The organism is Marinobacter azerbaijanicus, assembly GCF_030250645.1.
Lineage (GTDB): Bacteria > Pseudomonadota > Gammaproteobacteria > Pseudomonadales > Oleiphilaceae > Marinobacter > Marinobacter azerbaijanicus.
Window position 1 is genome coordinate 114,197 of record NZ_JASSVS010000001.1, and the last position, 15,545, is coordinate 129,741.

Consider the following 15,545-nt stretch of genomic DNA (forward strand, 5'->3'; position numbering starts at 1 on the left):
GCATCAGAGCCCTACATCATCCAGTGAAGAGTCCGCGAGCCGCAACAGATCAGCATTCCGTTCCTCGCGACGGCCAATGCTTTCGATGTAATACTCAAGGGACGTAAGGGCATCCGCCAGCGCCTCAAGAACCTGGGGAGATGGTGCATCTCTGGCATCCAGCAGGCGCTCCTGGATAGAAGCAGCCACCCGCTCAAGCACAGACGCGGCGCCCGGATCATCAAGCATATATAGCCCGCCCCAGATACTGTGGAGGGTTGCTGGCAGGTTGGCCAGGTGGAGCTTGTCATAGTCCGATTCAATAAACGCCGTGATGGCGCGTTTTGCCAGAGTTAACGCACTTCTGGCCTCATCAGCCACCACATATGTGGCCTCCTGAAGATAGAGCGACTCTTCCCGGTTTTTCTGTCCACCCGCCAGCGCATCCGTTTCCGAGGTGATACCACGGGTAACGATCTGCATGACGGCATCCTCAATGCCGAGTACGGAGTCGGCCAGCTTGTACAGTTCGTCGTCCGCTGGCAGACGCTTCTCCTCTTCCCAGGTGCGCAGCTTGGCTGCCTCACCGCGGGCTATGGTGCCCAGCTGGTTCAGATCCAGCATGACCAGCGTGTTTGCCATGCGCTCAAGGGCGTCAGCAATGGAAGACAGTTCGGCCAGGTCCGGTTCGATACCGCGCTCAACGATATCCAGCTTATCCTTGAGCTGATTCAGCTCGTCCTGCAATGCCGTGGACAGGGATTTCAGCACGTCCGCCCCGGGGCCATAGAGTCTGCGGGCGTGGGCATCAAGCATGGAGTCAGGAAATTCGGCCGGTGCGAGACGGAAAGCGGAAAGAATGGACGTAACCTCAGGATTTCCGGACCCACTCCGGTACAGCAGATACACCAGATCCCGGATCAGGGAATCGGGCGCATCCTTGGCAGTTGCCACCTTGCCAACGTAAACCACTTCCCGGGAGTACTTTTCGATCCGCATGAACATCCGCTTGCGGGCCTTGCTGAACCCCATTGCGCGGTCAAGCATTGTATCCGCCACGACGGCCACCAGGCACCACATCTGTCCCATCGGCTGCCCCTTGCACAATCGGGCAAACCCCCGGGCTGCGCGACCAAAGAGCTTTTTGCTGACCACCTCGTTCTTTTCACGGAGTATGCCCAGCAGCGCCACCTGGAAGGTAAGCCGCATGCGGCGTGCCATTATCTCGTATTCGGCTTCGTTGCCCTCAAACGACTCAACTGAGAGCCCACCACAGAAATCAGGCCTGTCTTTCACATCAACGTCGAAGAAACAGGATTCAGGATAGGGTTTTTCTTTTCTGGCTTCACGCAGATCGTTGATCACCGGCAACAAAAGCTCGGGGTGGTCTGCCCGCTGCTGATGGTAGTATTCGACGTAACGTCGCAGTATGAACAGGGCACTGTTAAGGGTGGTAAGAAGTATGTTCTTGTCGTCATTGGCGCCAACGGGAACGTCATTCGCCATACTGACGGCTTCCTGGCACAACAAGGTACCGGCGCGCAACTCGACAAGAATGAAAATCCCGCGGAGCTGGTTCAGAAAATCCACACAGTTCTGCAGGTCCTCGCCGCTCTCCCGATTTTCCTGAAAGCGTTCCAGGCTGGACTCTGCCTGTTTTATGGTCTGCTCAATCTCACTCTTGACCAGATCAAATGACTGTGATTTCGTCGCCAGAGACGATTGAACCATAAACGCTTCCTGTAATTTGTGCGGAAACTACCGCGTCCTGTTCTTGGAATGTGACCCTTTCGGTTTTTCCGGGGCCTTTTTTATGAGCCAGATTTACCCTTCCCGACTAAAATAAAAGTTCGCGAAAACTCGCGAACTTATCATTACTTATAACACAAAACTCAAGTAGCTCAAGAAAGCAGGAATGTAACAAAAAGTACAGTCCGGCACAGTTCTCATTGCAGGTGAGTAATAGGCGCCAGGTTTCCGTTATTCTTTTGTGGCCAGCTTGTCCCAGACCGTTCCACCCGCCTGTTTGGCGAGCAGAGCCATGAATTCTTCGTGGGCGGAGGTTTCTTCATTGCTCGCCCGGACAACGGTAAGCGGTTTGCGTTCTCGCGCCAGGCGGCGGATGCCCCCTGCGCCACCAGCCTCATCACTGCCAGCGTCCAGTGACAGAGCTGTCTGACCGCCAGTCAGCAGAAGGTAGACTTCTGCAAGAATCTCGGCGTCGAGCAGAGCGCCGTGGAGATCCCGGCTGCTGTTGTCCACGCCATAGCGTTTACACAGGGCGTCAAGATTATTTTTCTGGCCCGGGTGTTTTTTTCTGGCGATGGCGAGGGAATCCACCACGCCGCAGTGATCCGCGGTTTTGCGCACCGGTTTCAGGCGTGCAAATTCCGAATCCATGAACCCAATGTCGAACGCGGCGTTATGAATCACGAGTTCGGCGCCCTTGATGAAGTCGAAGAATTCATCCGCGATTTCGGAAAATTTTGGTTTATCGGCGAGAAACTCGTTGGTAATTCCGTGGACAGTAATCGCCTCGGCTTCCACTTCCCTTTCCGGGTTGATATACACGTGATAGTGGCGCCCGGTGGTCTGGCGCTCCATCAGTTCCACACAGCCTATTTCGATAATCCGGTGCCCTTCTGCCGGGTCAATACCGGTTGTTTCTGTATCCAGTACAATCTGTCTCATCATCCACCCTGTCTGTTACGCGTTGGCCAGTTCTTCCACGCCACGATTGGCAAGTTCGTCCGCCAGTTCATTCCCGGCGTTACCGGAGTGCCCTTTCACCCAGTGCCAGTTCACCTTATGCCTAGACACCTCGCTGTCCAGCTCGCGCCAGAGGTCCTCGTTCTTGACCGGTTTTTTCGCCGAGGTTTTCCAGCCGTTTCGCTTCCAGCCATGCATCCACTCGGTAATTCCCTTGCGAACATACTGAGAATCGGTATACAGCTCCACCTCACAGGGCCGTTTCAGTGCTTTCAGGCCCCGTATGGCTGCCATCAGCTCCATCCTGTTGTTGGTTGTATTGGCCTCGCCGCCATGTAATTTCTTACTGGCGCTGCCATAGCTCAGCACCACACCCCAACCTCCCGGCCCCGGATTGCCCTTGCAGGCGCCATCGGTATAGAGAACAACCTTACCGGTCATCAGCATTCCTCGATATGTTTATGATTAAGCATGGCGCCACCGCCGGTCCGGCCCTTTCCGGGATAGATGCGGGACGCTCCAACGGTGCCCCTTCCCGGCAGCGCTATGACCTTGTTACTTTGCCACACCGGTTTGCGGGGGATTCTGGAGTAAACCCGTTTTTTCGCAAGGATACAGTAATAGGCGCCTACCGGCAGGAACCGGTTTCCACAAACCCGCTCCATTATCCCCCCGCGCTCATTCAGTACCGCTCCCTGAAGCGGGACCTGAAAGAAGGAAGACCCCGCGGATTCCACGGAGAAATCCAGCAACCGGAGCCAGTCTTCCATCCGGCGCCGCATCATGAAGCGACCACCCCAGGGGCCTCCGCGATACCGGGACATCAACTTCCTGAGGCCCCAGAGACTGAACGGGTTGAATCCGATCAGTAGCATCATTCCCTCTCCCCTAAGAACCCGGGAAGCTTCACGCAAAGCCTGGTGAGGGTGGGGAGAGAAGTCAGCCGTGTGGTGAAGAATCACCAGATCCATGGAGTCCCCCGGAAAAGGAAGCTCATCAGCGTCACACACCGCCACACCATCCGGGATCACCGGATCCCAATTGGGGGTAGTGAGGATCCGCTGGGCAAAATCGGTTGTTGTCGCCAACGGGAGTCGGTGGCTGAGACCGACCTGCAGTTGCCGGGCACCGGAAAGCTTGCTGGCGTGATGCTCGACGCAGGCTCTCTGGTCCGCCAGAAGGGATTGTCCGAGCGGCGTCTGGAACCAGCTCTCAAAGCTGTCGTGTCGGGCAGAGTAGTCGACCTCACCTGCTTGGCTCATTGCTGCGTTCCCTTTTTTCAGTACGCGTTCAGTGCGCGTTCATTGCGGTCTCGGTGTTGGGACGCCGGGATTAATGAACTATGATAACAGTCACACTCTTATTACACATGTGGGAGCCTATGCTGACCATTAGCGCTATTCCAGCCTTCAATGATAACTACATCTGGTGCCTCTCCAACAGTGAGGACCGCAAGGCCCTGATAGTGGACCCCGGGCAGGCAGAGCCGGTCATTGAATTCCTCGAAGAAAACGGCCTGGAACTGGATACCATCCTGGTGACCCACCACCACCCCGATCACGTCGGCGGCGTAGGCAAACTGGCGGGAACGGTTTCCGACTGCCGGATCATTGGTCCTGCCAACTCTCCTTTCAAGGGTGCCAGAAGCGAGGTGCATCCGGGGGACGAAGTGGTCTGGCAGGAGCTGACATTCCAGGTGCTTGGCGTTCCCGGCCACACCCTCGATCATATTGCGTATTACACTGATGTCCCGGTCAATAACCGCCCGGTCCTGTTCTGTGGCGATACCCTGTTTGTCTGCGGTTGTGGCCGACTTTTCGAGGGAACGCCGCAACAGATGAAGCAGTCCCTGGAAACCCTCCGCGAGTTGCCGGATGACACCGCCGTCTATTGTGCCCACGAATACACGCTTGCCAACCTCAAATTTGCCCGCCACTGGCTGCCGGATGATCAGGCGCTCACGGAATTTGAAAGCCAGTGTCGCAAGCTTCGCGAAGAAGGCAAGCCTACTGTTCCGTCAGTCCTGGGTGACGAAAAACGGCTGAACCCCTTTCTCCGCTGGGATGACAAGGCGGTTGTCGAGGCGGCTAACCGGTACGCCCGGCAAGCAGGTCTCACGGTCGCTTCAGACAATGATGTCTTTGCGGCAACAAGGCATGGCAAGGATACGTTCTAGGGGCGGGTAACAATTTCTATCAATGACGTAACGCGAGTCTTGTTGACCCCCTGAAAAGCATTCCAATAGAATCCGTATAACTTTACGCCGTAAACCCTTAAATATGCCGGGATTTCAGACAGATCTACCCGGCGACGCCCAGCCAACCGGAAGTTGTCTTATGTCGGTCTCGCGATTATCAATCCTGTTTCTTCTTGGCGCCCTAACCAGTGGTTGCAGCATCCTCGAGCCTAATGAGCGAGATCACTCTGAATCGTCCGCTAACCTGTTCGAATCCGAGAAACTGACCGTTGCGGCCGGAGACGATGACCTCAAGGAGTCCATTGAATCCGACCCAGACAGTGACTCGGCCGACAGGTCTTCCCGCACAGAACTCGACGACGCTATTGAGCCGTCTCTCAAAAAAGCCGCAGAAAATGCCAGGCAGAAGCTGGACACACCTGAACAGGGGACTTCCAGCGATGAGCAGGTGGCCGCATCGGACCTGTGGCAGAGGCTGAGATCCGGGTTCGCCCTGGACCATGATGCCAGTGACCCCAGGGTTCAGGCTCAGCTTAACTGGTACAGGAAGCACCCACGCTACATTGACCGGGTTGTAGAGCGCGGAAGCAGGTACCTTCATTATATTGTCACCGAAACCGAGAAGCGTGGCCTGCCCACGGAACTGGCCCTGCTTCCTGTTGTGGAAAGCGCATTCGACCCCTTTGCCTACTCACATGGACGAGCCGCCGGACTCTGGCAGTTCATTCCGTCAACCGGCAAGTATTTCGGTCTGACCCAGAGCTGGTGGCACGACGACCGGCGCGATGTGATTGCCGCCACCGACGCCGCGCTGACCTACCTCGACAGGCTGGCGACGCGTTTTGACGGCGATTACATGCTGGCACTGGCAGCATACAATAGCGGCGGGGGGACGGTTTCCAGCGCCATGAGGCGAAACCGCAACAAGAAGGCCGCCACCGATTTCTGGTCCCTGGATCTGCCCAGGGAAACCCGCCATTACGTACCCAAACTGATCGCCCTGGCACGGATATTCGACCAGCCTGAAAAGTACGGCATAGACCTGCCACCGCTTGCGGATGAGCCCTACTTCGAAATTGTGAAAACCGGTTCACAGCTGGATCTTGCCCAGGCGGCAGAACTGGCAGGCGTGGACATCGACGAAATCTACCTGCTGAACCCCTCGTTCAATCGCTGGGCGACGTCGCCGGATGGCCCCCACCGCCTTCTGGTACCACGGGAGAAAGCCGAAACCTTTACCGCAGCCCTGGCAAGTATCGACCCGGGCGACCGTGTTTCCTGGCGCAACTATAAGGTGGTATCCGGTGACACGCTCAGCACCATTGCGAAACGGTATTCCACTACGCCGTCCGTGATCCAGCAGGTGAACAACCTGGACAGCCACATCATTCGCATCGGGCAGCGCCTGATGATTCCTTCAGCGGCCAAACAGTCAGGCACGTACGCGCTCAGCGCAAGTGAACGGCTGGCGAAGAAACAACAGCGTGGCGGCAGGAACAGTAATGGCACCCGCGTTGACTACACCGTCCGCTCTGGTGACACCTTCTGGGATATTGCCCGCGAACACCGTGTATCCGTGCGGCAAGTGGCTTCCTGGAACGGCATGGCACCGGGAGATCCACTGATCCCGGGCAAAAAACTGGTTATCTGGTCGAAATCCAAGCAGCCTGCCATGCTGGCGAGCAACAACAGGGGCAAGGGCATGGTCCGGAAGGTTGGCTACCAGGTCCGCAAGGGCGATTCCCTCTCCACCATTGCCAGTCGTTTTGCGGTTAATGTGAGAGACATCGCAAGCTGGAATGACCTCAACACCTCCCGTTATCTGCAGCCGGGGCAAAGTCTGGTACTCTATGTGGATATAAGAAACAGCCCCTGAGTCTGAACCAGAAACGTGCGAGATCTATGACAAGAACACGGAAAGTCTCATCCCTTATCAGTGCTTTTACTCTCGCTGCCGTGGCTTTACTGCCATGGCAAGCCATCTCGGCCGATACCGTTGCGAGCCACGCCATTGCGATGCACGGGGATACCCGGTATCCCGAAGGCTTTCCCCACTTCGATTACGTGAATCCCGAGGCGCCCAAGGGTGGCGTCCTGAGAATGGCTGTGGTAGCCAATGGTTTTGACTCTTTCAATCCTTTCGTTATCCGGGGAGTGGCCGCGACAGGCATCAACACCTACCTGTACGACACGCTCATGGAGGCGTCCGCAGATGAGCCCTTCTCTGCCTACGGACTGATCGCCGAATCCATCGAGACCCCTGATGACCGCAGTTACGTCATTTTCAACCTCCGCGAGGAAGCAAGATTCCAGGACGGTGAGCCGATTACGGCCAGGGACGTGGAGTTTTCTTTCGACATACTGACCACCAAGGGACATCCCTTCTATCGCAACTACTACGCGGACGTCTCCAAGGTGACAGTCGAAGGCGAGCGGAGAATCCGCTTCGATTTTGGCGAAACCAACAATCGGGAACTGCCCCTGATACTCGGTCAGCTTCCAGTCCTCCCCAGCCACTACTGGGAAAACCGTGAGTTCGGAGGCAATGGCCTGACCCCACCCGTGGGCAGCGGGCCCTACCGGATTGGCGATTTCGAGGCAGGTCGCTCAATCACCTTCGAGCGCGTAAAGGATTACTGGGCAGAGGACCTTGGCGTCCGTAAAGGCAGGTTCAACTTCGATCAGATCCGCTACGACTACTACTCGGACGACACCGTCGCCCTGGAGTCTTTCCGGGCCGGCAACTTTGATTTCCGGGTGGAGTCCTCTGCCAAGAACTGGGCAACGGCCTACCGTGGTGACCAGTTCGATTCCGGCAGGGTAAAAACCGAAGCCGTTGAACATGGCCGCCCCGCAGGAATGCAGGCATTTGCCATGAATACCCGGCGCAAGGTGTTCAGTGACCCGCGAGTCCGCGAAGCCCTGGCCTACGCCTTTGACTTCGAGTGGGCCAACAAGAACCTGTTCTACGGCCAGTACACCCGGACATCCAGCTATTTCGAGAACAGCGAACTGGCGTCTTCCGGCCTTCCGGAAGGCCGTGAACTGGAAATTCTGGAACCCTACCGGGACCAGTTGCCGGAGGATGTTTTCGAAGAAGAATACCAGCCGCCATCAACAGAGGGTGAAGGTGGCCTTCGTGAGAATCTTCGCACCGCCCTGACGATACTGCGGGACGCTGGATACGTGGTAAGAGATGGCGCCATGGTGCACAGTGAAACCGGAGAACCGCTGAGATTCGAGTTCCTGCTCTTCCAGAAGACCTTCGAACGTGTAGTGCTGCCGTTCAAGAATAACCTTGCCAAGCTCGGGATTGATGTGTCGGTACGCCTGGTGGATACCAACCAGTATATCCAGCGGCTCCGTGAATTCGACTATGACATGACGGTTCAGAGCATCGGGCAGTCCGATTCTCCGGGCAATGAACAGCGAGAGTACTGGCATTCCTCCAACGTTGATGCAAAGGGGTCGCGAAATTACATGGGTGTCGATAGCCCGGTTGTCGATGAGCTCGTGAATATGGTGATTCAGGCTCCGACCCGAGAGGAGCTTGTTCACCGGGTCCGGGCTCTGGACCGGGTGCTGCTACATGGTCACTACGTGATTCCGAACTGGTACCTTCCGAAAGATCGAATTGCCTATTGGTCCTTTCTGCAGCGTCCGGAAACGGTGCCCAAAAACGGCGTGGATATTAATAACTGGTGGGTGAAAAGCACTGACCAATGATGCAGATCTCTGATACTACTGAGACGGAGTTCCGCTGAATGGGCAGTTACATCCTCAGACGCCTTGCGCTGATAATCCCTACCCTGCTCGGGATCATGCTGCTCAATTTCGTGATTGTTCAGGCCGCCCCCGGCGGCCCGGTTGAGCAATTGATAGCGGAAACCGAAGGTCATGGCGGCGGAGCCCTTGCCAGGGCCAGTGGCGGAGGTTCCGGTGGTGAAGTCGCATCGTCCAGTGGCGACAGCCGCGGCTCCCGGGGGCTCCCGGATGAGCTGCTGCGGGAAATTGAAGTGATGTATGGCTTCGACAAGCCGCCCCATGAGCGATTCCTGAAAATGCTGGGCGATTACGCCACCTTCGATTTCGGTGAATCCTTCTATCGCGACCGCTCGGTGATAGAGCTGATACTGGACAAGATGCCGGTATCCATATCCCTGGGATTATGGTCCACACTGATTATCTATCTGATTTCCATCCCGCTGGGCATCCGCAAGGCGGTTACCGACGGCTCCCGCTTTGACGTCTGGAGCAGCTCCGCCATTGTGGTGGGTTACGCCATTCCCGGTTTCCTCTTTGCCATCCTGCTGATCGTCCTGTTTGCCGGTGGCAGTTACTTTGACTGGTTTCCGTTGCGGGGACTGACATCCTCCAACTTTGACGAGCTCAACTGGTACCAGAAAATTGCTGATTACTTCTGGCATCTGGCGTTGCCGGTAACGGCCAATGTGATTGGTGGTTTCGCCACCCTTACCCTGCTGACCAAGAACTCTTTCCTGGACGAAATCAGCAAGCAGTATGTGGTAACCGCCAGGGCCAAGGGCCTGGAAGAAAAGCAGGTGCTGTACGGGCATGTGTTCCGCAACGCCATGCTGATTGTTATCGCCAGCCTTCCCGGGGTTCTTGTTTCCCTGTTCTTTACCGGCTCCCTGTTGATTGAAGTGATCTTCTCCCTGGACGGCCTCGGACTACTCGGTTTTGAAGCGGCTCTGAACCGGGACTACCCGGTCATCTTCGGAACACTGTATATCTTTACCCTCATGGGCCTGGTGCTGAAACTGATCAGCGACATCACCTACGTCCTTGTGGACCCGCGCATCGATTTTGAAAGCCGGGAGGGGTCATGAGCCTGGTAAATCTGACCCCGATCCAGCAACGACGGCTTCGCAACTTTCGCAACAACCGCCGCGGCTACTGGTCCCTGTGGATTTTCCTTGCCCTGTTCGGGCTATCGCTGATGGCCGAGGTAATCGCCAACGACGTGCCACTGGTGGCCTATTACAAGGGTGAGCTCTATTTCCCGGTGGTTGAAAGCGTGCCCGAGGAAACCTTTGGTGGTTTTCTGCCCACGGAAGCAGACTACCGCGACTCGTTTATTGCCGATGAGATAGAGGCCAACGGTTGGATGATCTGGCCGCCCATACCCTTCAGCTATAACACCACCAATTACAACCTGGAGGTACCCTCACCGGCACCCCCCAGTGCCGAGAACTGGATAGGTACCGACGACCAGGGCCGCGATGTGGCTGCCCGTGTGATTTATGGTTTCCGTATTTCCGTTCTTTTCGGTCTGATCCTGACCATCCTCAGTTGTATTGTGGGCGTGGTGGTCGGCGCTATTCAGGGCTATTACGGAGGTAAAGTGGATCTGCTGGGGCAACGGTTTATCGAGATCTGGTCCGGTCTTCCCGTGCTTTATCTGCTGATTATCCTTTCCAGTATTGTACAGCCGAACTTCTGGTGGTTGCTGGGCATCATGCTGCTGTTCAGCTGGATGGGACTGGTGGACGTGGTACGCGCGGAATTCCTTCGTGCCCGCAATTTCGAGTACGTCAAGGCAGCGCGGGCCCTGGGGCTGGGTAACCGCAAGATCATGTTCCGGCACATTCTGCCCAATGCCATGGTGGCGACGCTGACCTTTCTGCCGTTCATACTGACCGGCGCCATCACCGGCCTGACATCTCTGGATTTCCTGGGTTTCGGCCTGCCATCCGGTTCACCCTCTCTCGGTGAGCTGATTGCCCAGGGCAAGTCCAACCTCCATGCTCCCTGGCTTGGCATCTCCGCATTCGTTTCCCTGTCGATCATGCTCACATTGCTGGTATTTGTGGGCGAAGCGGTGCGTGATGCCTTTGACCCGAGAAAGAACTGATATGTCGAAACTGCTGGAAATCAGGGATCTGTCCATCCACTTTGACGCCACCATCCGTGCCGTTGACAATCTGTCCCTGAAGATCGACAAGGGTGAAACCGTTGCCTTGGTGGGGGAGAGCGGCTCCGGCAAATCGGTGTCTGCACTGTCCGTGCTGCGGCTTCTGGATGAGCGTCACGCCAGTTACCCGACCGGGGAAATCCTGTTCCAGGGCGACGATATGCTCAAGGTCAGCCAGAAGCGGCTACGGCAGATCCGCGGCCGTCAGATCAGCATGATCTTTCAGGAGCCGATGACTTCTCTCAACCCCCTGCATACGGTTGAAAAGCAGATCAGTGAAACTCTGGCCCTTCACAAGGGCATGCGCGGCCCCCAGGCGAGGGCACGATGCATTGAGCTACTTGAGCTCGTGGGCATACCGGTACCGGAGGAGCGCCTGAGCAGCTACCCGCACCAGTTATCCGGCGGACAGAAACAGCGGGTGATGATTGCCATGGCCCTGGCCAATGAGCCAGACCTGCTGATTGCCGACGAGCCCACCACCGCGCTGGATGTCACCGTGCAGAAGCAGGTGCTGGAATTGCTCAAAGACCTCCAGCACAAGCTGGGGATGGCAATCCTGCTGATTACCCATGACCTGTCCATTGTGCGTCGATATGCGGATCATGTGGTGGTTATGGAACGGGGCCAGTTGGTGGAAGAGGCCCCGACGGAAACCCTGTTCAGCGAACCGAAGCATCCCTACACCCGTCGTCTGCTTGATGCGGAACCGCCGGCCTCACCCTCCGGCGCCATGGTCAACAATAAACCGCTGCTGAACGTTGATAACCTCGATGTACGCTTCATTACTCGTAAAAGCCTGCTGGGCAAACCGAAATCCTGGTTTCAGGCCGTCGACAACGCCAGTTTTTCCCTGAACCAGGGAGAAACACTTGGCATTGTCGGCGAGAGCGGCAGCGGAAAAACCACCATCGGCCACGCCCTTCTGAAACTCACTGGCAGCACTGGCAGTATCCGCCTGACCGGAGAGGAACTGTCCCATCTTGATCAGAAGCAGTTCCGCCCCTGGCGCAGCCGTATCCAGATCGTATTCCAGGACCCTTTTGGCAGCCTCAGTCCCCGCATGTCGGTTGCAGAAATTGTCCGGGAAGGCCTTGAGATACACGCACCGGCAACGCCGGAGGAACAGGACCGAAAAGTTATCCAGGCGCTGAACGATGTGGGTCTGGATCCTGATGCGCGACACCGTTACCCGCACGAGTTTTCCGGCGGCCAGCGGCAGCGAATCGCCATTGCCCGGGCTCTGGTACTGCAACCGGAACTGATCATTCTGGACGAGCCCACCTCGGCCCTGGATCGCACCGTTCAGAAGCAGGTGATTACCCTTCTGAGGGATCTACAGGACAAATATGGTCTAAGCTATGTCTTTATCAGCCATGATCTTGCCGTGGTCCGGGCACTCAGCCACAAATTGCTGGTGCTGAAAAACGGTCGGGTTGTGGAATACGGTGACGCAACCGGAATATTTAATGCACCGCAACACGAATACACCCGTGAACTGCTGGGCGCAGCACTGTTCTACAGCCAGTAGCCTGCGGTCGCTTACTACGACCAATTGAGCGTTACCCGCACCGCTTCGGTTCATGGATAATGGCTAAAACTGAAACACAGGGAGAATCGTTATGGGATTACTCAGTGGCAAGAAAGCACTGATTGTCGGCGTTGCAAGCAAACACTCCATTGCCTATGGCATTGCAGAAGCCTTCGCCAGAGAGGGCGCCGAGCTGGCTTTCACCTACCAGAATGAAAAGCTCAAGTCCCGGGTGGAAAAATTCGCTGAAGGCTGGGGCAGCTCACTGATCTTTCCGTGCGATGTCGCCAGCGATGACGAAATCGAAGCCGTGTTCACTGATCTGGGCAAGCACTGGGATAACATCGACGTTATTGTGCATTCCGTTGGCTTCGCACCGGGCCATGAACTCGATGGCAACTACGTGGATGTCACCACCCGTGAGGGCTTCCGTATCGCCCACGAGATCAGCTCCTACAGCTTTGTGGCCCTGGCCAAGGCCGGTCGCAATATGCTTCACGAAAACAGCTCGCTGCTGACCCTGAGCTACCTGGGTGCCGAAAAGGTATTGCAGAATTACAACGTAATGGGACTTGCCAAGGCTTCACTGGAGGCCAATGTTCGCTATATGGCCGCCAGCCTTGGGCGTGATGGTATTCGCGTTAACGCCATCTCTGCAGGACCTATCAGGACGCTGGCAGCTTCAGGCATCAAGAGCTTCCGCAAAATGCTTTCGGAGAACGCCCGCAGGGCACCCCTGCGCCGTAATGTCACCACTGATGAGGTCGGCAATGCCGCCGCTTTCATGTGCTCCGACATGGCCAGCGGCATCACCGGCGAAATCATGTACGTGGACGCCGGCTTCAACATTACCGGCATGGGCGAACTGGAAGACTGACCACCCCTGCATTTCCCCGGCGGGGCCTCAGCCCTGCCGGGGCGCCCGGTCAGCCTTCAGACATTGCCCTGGCAACCGCCTCAACCCATTCCAGGTACGCGGTGTCGTCCGATTCCAGTATCTGTAGCCCCACCAGCCAGCCACCGGCATCAGCGCGGCGGCACCATACCACTTCCACCATTAACCGGAACGGATCTGAGACTTCCTCCAGACTCACCCTCGCAGGCAATATTGCCCCCGTTGTTAACGGTTCAGTGGTGGCAAGCCGGATGCCCCTCACCGACAGATCACTGGTCCGCGAGACGAGAGAGCGTTCTGCGCTGTCACTGGCATCGCCCGGCGCCGAAGACTCCAGCTCGAGTGTGACCTTTGCGCTTGCCGTCAGTCGGTACTCTGCACGGTTATCCCCGGATTCCGGAGAATCCTCATAATCACCAAAGCTGTAATCAATATCGCTCATGATCATCCACCTGACGCTGGCGGTTAACGGATCAGTTTCGGCCAACCCGGATGCGCCCCACGACCCTGGAAAGTGTGTCATCAAACTCAGCAGACGTCCCCAGGACCCTAATACGGCCGGCCACAATCTCCTTCACCAGCTCGTCCACCAGAAACTCGCGGCGGTTCAGGCCCAGCCGGTCCACAAACACCAGTTTTCTTGAGGCGTTAATGCGCACAGCCAGCTTCAGTCGGACCGGGTCCTGTCCCTTGGCGTCGGCCTCTTCCACAATCCAGCCGCCAAGCTTGATACCGTCAACAAGCTCGCGTGCAGCGGCTTCCTTTTCCCGGAACAGCCGCTCCTGTTCAGCTTCTTCATCAGCCAGTCGCTGGGCCTCCACCATTTCCTTTCTGCGGGCAATCTCCTCCCGCCTCGCGGTTTCCTCGGCCAGCCGCCGCTGTTCAGCCTCTTCTTTCTCCCGACGTATGCTCTCAGCGCGTGCCTTTGCTTCCCTGGCAGCTTCTTGCCGCTGAACTTTCTGCCGATCAAGGACGATCGACAGGGAAGTAATGGTTTCCGTCAGTACTTCGCCGAACGGCTTCAATGGGGGCAGTGACCTCAGTGTTCCGCTGTCACGGGCATCGACAAACCGGGCCCAGGGGAGCAGCCCTAGCTTGACACCTGCACCGTTTGTCCAGAGCACTTCAGAGGTATCCGGCAGCAACGCGAAAAAGAAGCGCCGCTGCTCTGCCGCTCCCTCGCCTTCAACGAACCACTTGCCTTTCACCTGTGCCACCTCCTCTTCCGGAGGGATGGTGAACGTCAGCCAGGAGGGGTTCCAGGAAAATCGATTGCCCGATGGCAAGGCAGGAACCAGATCCGGTGTTTCTCCCCTGAGCCTTGCCACCATCACGGCCTGGACACCTTCAAGGGCCTTCTCCTCCAACGGCTTCTTCTGAACGCGGTTCCATACATCGACAATTCTGTCGCCGATCTGCTCACCGACGGTGTAAAGACGATTCCGGTCCCGGTCCGACAGGCCCGGATCACCGATCCACACAAGCCACTCGAGGAGTTTGCTGGCATGACGCCAGTTCTCCCCCTCTGTTCCCTCTTCCCAGACGATCTGCTTGAGAAGTCCAAACCAGTGATCAAAAATGAAATCCACCACCGGCCTGGGCAATTCGCGATTCTGCAAAGCCCGCCCGACCAGGGCTCGTGCTGTCTGTTCCGCCCTTCGTTGTCTGGAAGCGCCCTCCTCCGTCGCAAGCAGGCGTTCACGGAGTCTGTCGTTCTGTTGCTCCCTCTTTTCCGCATCGATCCGCCATTGGCGGCAGAATTCCAGCACCGGTTCGATGTCGCCGGACTCAAAACTGCCGGAAACCGCGATAACCAAGGAGTCCAGTTGGTCCAGGAGCGCTCTCGATGAACGTCCACCGGACGCACTCCAGCCCCGGCAGTCCTGCAGGGAATCCAGCCATTGAATCAGCGTATCGTTGAGCGCGCCCGCCCCTTCAAGGTTCATCCGCCAGGCAAAAAAGAAACGCAGGCGAGCAATGCGACGGGCCAGCTCCGGATGCAGTCCGCTGGTTTTGAGGAACACCCCCATAATGCGGTCGGCAACATAGGCGGAGTTGATCTGCCGGACAGACCATGTCAGCGAAACAGAACGAATCACATGGGTGACAGGTTCGTCCCTCTGCTCTGACCAGCAGGAAAGCAACAACGGTTGCCAGTTGCTGACAGCATCCGGTGAAAGCTTTTGAGCCGGGTATGGAAGATCCGGCACGCGAATGCCTGAGAGCACGTCGGCCATCTTCTCTGCAACCCGCTTCCGGGGCAGGACTTCCCGTTTTTTCTGGGTGCTCTGCTGCATCC

13 protein-coding genes are annotated in these 15,545 nt (G+C 56.9%); 7 read left to right on the top strand and 6 right to left on the bottom strand.

Going from position 1 to position 15,545, the window contains the following annotated elements; translation table 11 throughout:
* Positions 1-3 precede the first annotated feature (3 nt).
* The 4 genes from QPM17_RS00585 to QPM17_RS00600 all read right to left on the bottom strand — a co-directional run bounded on the left by QPM17_RS00585 (position 4) and on the right by QPM17_RS00600 (position 3,950).
* Complete coding sequence (locus QPM17_RS00585) at positions 4-1,710, bottom strand: FimL-related protein (protein WP_285387862.1); 1,707 nt, start codon at positions 1,708-1,710, stop codon at positions 4-6.
* 249 nt (positions 1,711-1,959) lie between these two features.
* Positions 1,960-2,670, bottom strand: a complete 711-nt coding sequence (gene dnaQ, locus QPM17_RS00590) for a DNA polymerase III subunit epsilon (protein ID WP_285388780.1) — start codon at positions 2,668-2,670, stop codon at positions 1,960-1,962.
* A 15-nt stretch (positions 2,671-2,685) separates the two neighbouring features.
* Positions 2,686-3,129, bottom strand: a complete 444-nt coding sequence (gene rnhA / locus QPM17_RS00595; protein WP_285387865.1) for a ribonuclease HI — start codon at positions 3,127-3,129, stop codon at positions 2,686-2,688.
* Entirely contained in the window at positions 3,129-3,950 is an 822-nt protein-coding gene (locus QPM17_RS00600; protein ID WP_285387867.1) for a class I SAM-dependent methyltransferase, read from the bottom strand. The genes rnhA and QPM17_RS00600 overlap by 1 nt, the downstream gene beginning before the upstream one ends.
* A 119-nt stretch (positions 3,951-4,069) precedes the next feature.
* On the opposite strand from QPM17_RS00600, the gene gloB reads away from it, so the two are divergent.
* The 7 genes from gloB (at position 4,070) to QPM17_RS00635 (ending at position 13,228) form a co-directional block, all read left to right on the top strand.
* A complete protein-coding gene (gloB, locus tag QPM17_RS00605) occupies positions 4,070-4,864 on the top strand; it encodes a hydroxyacylglutathione hydrolase (RefSeq protein ID WP_285387870.1) in 795 nt (264 codons plus the stop codon).
* 160 nt (positions 4,865-5,024) lie between these two features.
* Positions 5,025-6,761: a lytic transglycosylase gene (locus QPM17_RS00610; protein ID WP_285387871.1), complete on the top strand. Its 1,737-nt coding sequence runs from the start codon at positions 5,025-5,027 to the stop codon at positions 6,759-6,761.
* A 26-nt stretch (positions 6,762-6,787) separates the two neighbouring features.
* On the top strand, positions 6,788-8,611 hold the full coding sequence (locus QPM17_RS00615) for an extracellular solute-binding protein (RefSeq protein WP_285387873.1): 1,824 nt from the start codon (positions 6,788-6,790) through the stop codon (positions 8,609-8,611).
* Positions 8,612-8,649: 38 nt separating this feature from the next.
* Complete coding sequence (locus QPM17_RS00620; protein WP_285387875.1) at positions 8,650-9,735, top strand: microcin C ABC transporter permease YejB; 1,086 nt, start codon at positions 8,650-8,652, stop codon at positions 9,733-9,735.
* Positions 9,732-10,760: an ABC transporter permease gene (locus QPM17_RS00625; RefSeq protein WP_285387877.1), complete on the top strand. Its 1,029-nt coding sequence runs from the start codon at positions 9,732-9,734 to the stop codon at positions 10,758-10,760. The genes QPM17_RS00620 and QPM17_RS00625 overlap by 4 nt, the downstream gene beginning before the upstream one ends.
* A 1-nt stretch (position 10,761) precedes the next feature.
* The gene (locus QPM17_RS00630; RefSeq protein ID WP_285387879.1) at positions 10,762-12,351 is read left to right on the top strand and encodes an ABC transporter ATP-binding protein; all 1,590 of its coding nucleotides are present in this window, start codon (positions 10,762-10,764) and stop codon (positions 12,349-12,351) included.
* Between the two features lie 91 nt (positions 12,352-12,442).
* On the top strand, positions 12,443-13,228 hold the full coding sequence (locus QPM17_RS00635) for an enoyl-ACP reductase FabI (RefSeq protein ID WP_285387881.1): 786 nt from the start codon (positions 12,443-12,445) through the stop codon (positions 13,226-13,228).
* Positions 13,229-13,277: 49 nt separating this feature from the next.
* Here QPM17_RS00635 and QPM17_RS00640 read toward each other — a convergent pair whose 3' ends face one another.
* A complete protein-coding gene (locus QPM17_RS00640; protein ID WP_285387884.1) occupies positions 13,278-13,688 on the bottom strand; it encodes a PilZ domain-containing protein in 411 nt (136 codons plus the stop codon).
* Positions 13,689-13,719: 31 nt separating this feature from the next.
* Positions 13,720-15,543 carry a DUF1631 family protein gene (locus QPM17_RS00645; RefSeq protein WP_285387886.1) on the bottom strand — a complete coding sequence of 608 codons (1,824 nt, stop codon included), beginning with the start codon at positions 15,541-15,543 and terminating at the stop codon, positions 13,720-13,722.
* Between the last annotated feature and the right edge of the window lie 2 nt (positions 15,544-15,545).

Coding starts and splice junctions, on each gene's coding strand:
- QPM17_RS00640 (WP_285387884.1), bottom strand. CDS start 13,688: ATGAGCGATATTGATTACAGCTTTGGTGATTATGAGGATTCTCCGGAA.
- QPM17_RS00645 (WP_285387886.1), bottom strand. CDS start 15,543: ATGCAGCAGAGCACCCAGAAAAAACGGGAAGTCCTGCCCCGGAAGCGG.
- gloB (WP_285387870.1), top strand. CDS start 4,070: ATGCTGACCATTAGCGCTATTCCAGCCTTCAATGATAACTACATCTGG.
- QPM17_RS00600 (WP_285387867.1), bottom strand. CDS start 3,950: ATGAGCCAAGCAGGTGAGGTCGACTACTCTGCCCGACACGACAGCTTT.
- QPM17_RS00610 (WP_285387871.1), top strand. CDS start 5,025: ATGTCGGTCTCGCGATTATCAATCCTGTTTCTTCTTGGCGCCCTAACC.
- dnaQ (WP_285388780.1), bottom strand. CDS start 2,670: ATGAGACAGATTGTACTGGATACAGAAACAACCGGTATTGACCCGGCA.
- QPM17_RS00615 (WP_285387873.1), top strand. CDS start 6,788: ATGACAAGAACACGGAAAGTCTCATCCCTTATCAGTGCTTTTACTCTC.
- QPM17_RS00625 (WP_285387877.1), top strand. CDS start 9,732: ATGAGCCTGGTAAATCTGACCCCGATCCAGCAACGACGGCTTCGCAAC.
- rnhA (WP_285387865.1), bottom strand. CDS start 3,129: ATGACCGGTAAGGTTGTTCTCTATACCGATGGCGCCTGCAAGGGCAAT.
- QPM17_RS00585 (WP_285387862.1), bottom strand. CDS start 1,710: ATGGTTCAATCGTCTCTGGCGACGAAATCACAGTCATTTGATCTGGTC.
- QPM17_RS00620 (WP_285387875.1), top strand. CDS start 8,650: ATGGGCAGTTACATCCTCAGACGCCTTGCGCTGATAATCCCTACCCTG.
- QPM17_RS00635 (WP_285387881.1), top strand. CDS start 12,443: ATGGGATTACTCAGTGGCAAGAAAGCACTGATTGTCGGCGTTGCAAGC.
- QPM17_RS00630 (WP_285387879.1), top strand. CDS start 10,762: ATGTCGAAACTGCTGGAAATCAGGGATCTGTCCATCCACTTTGACGCC.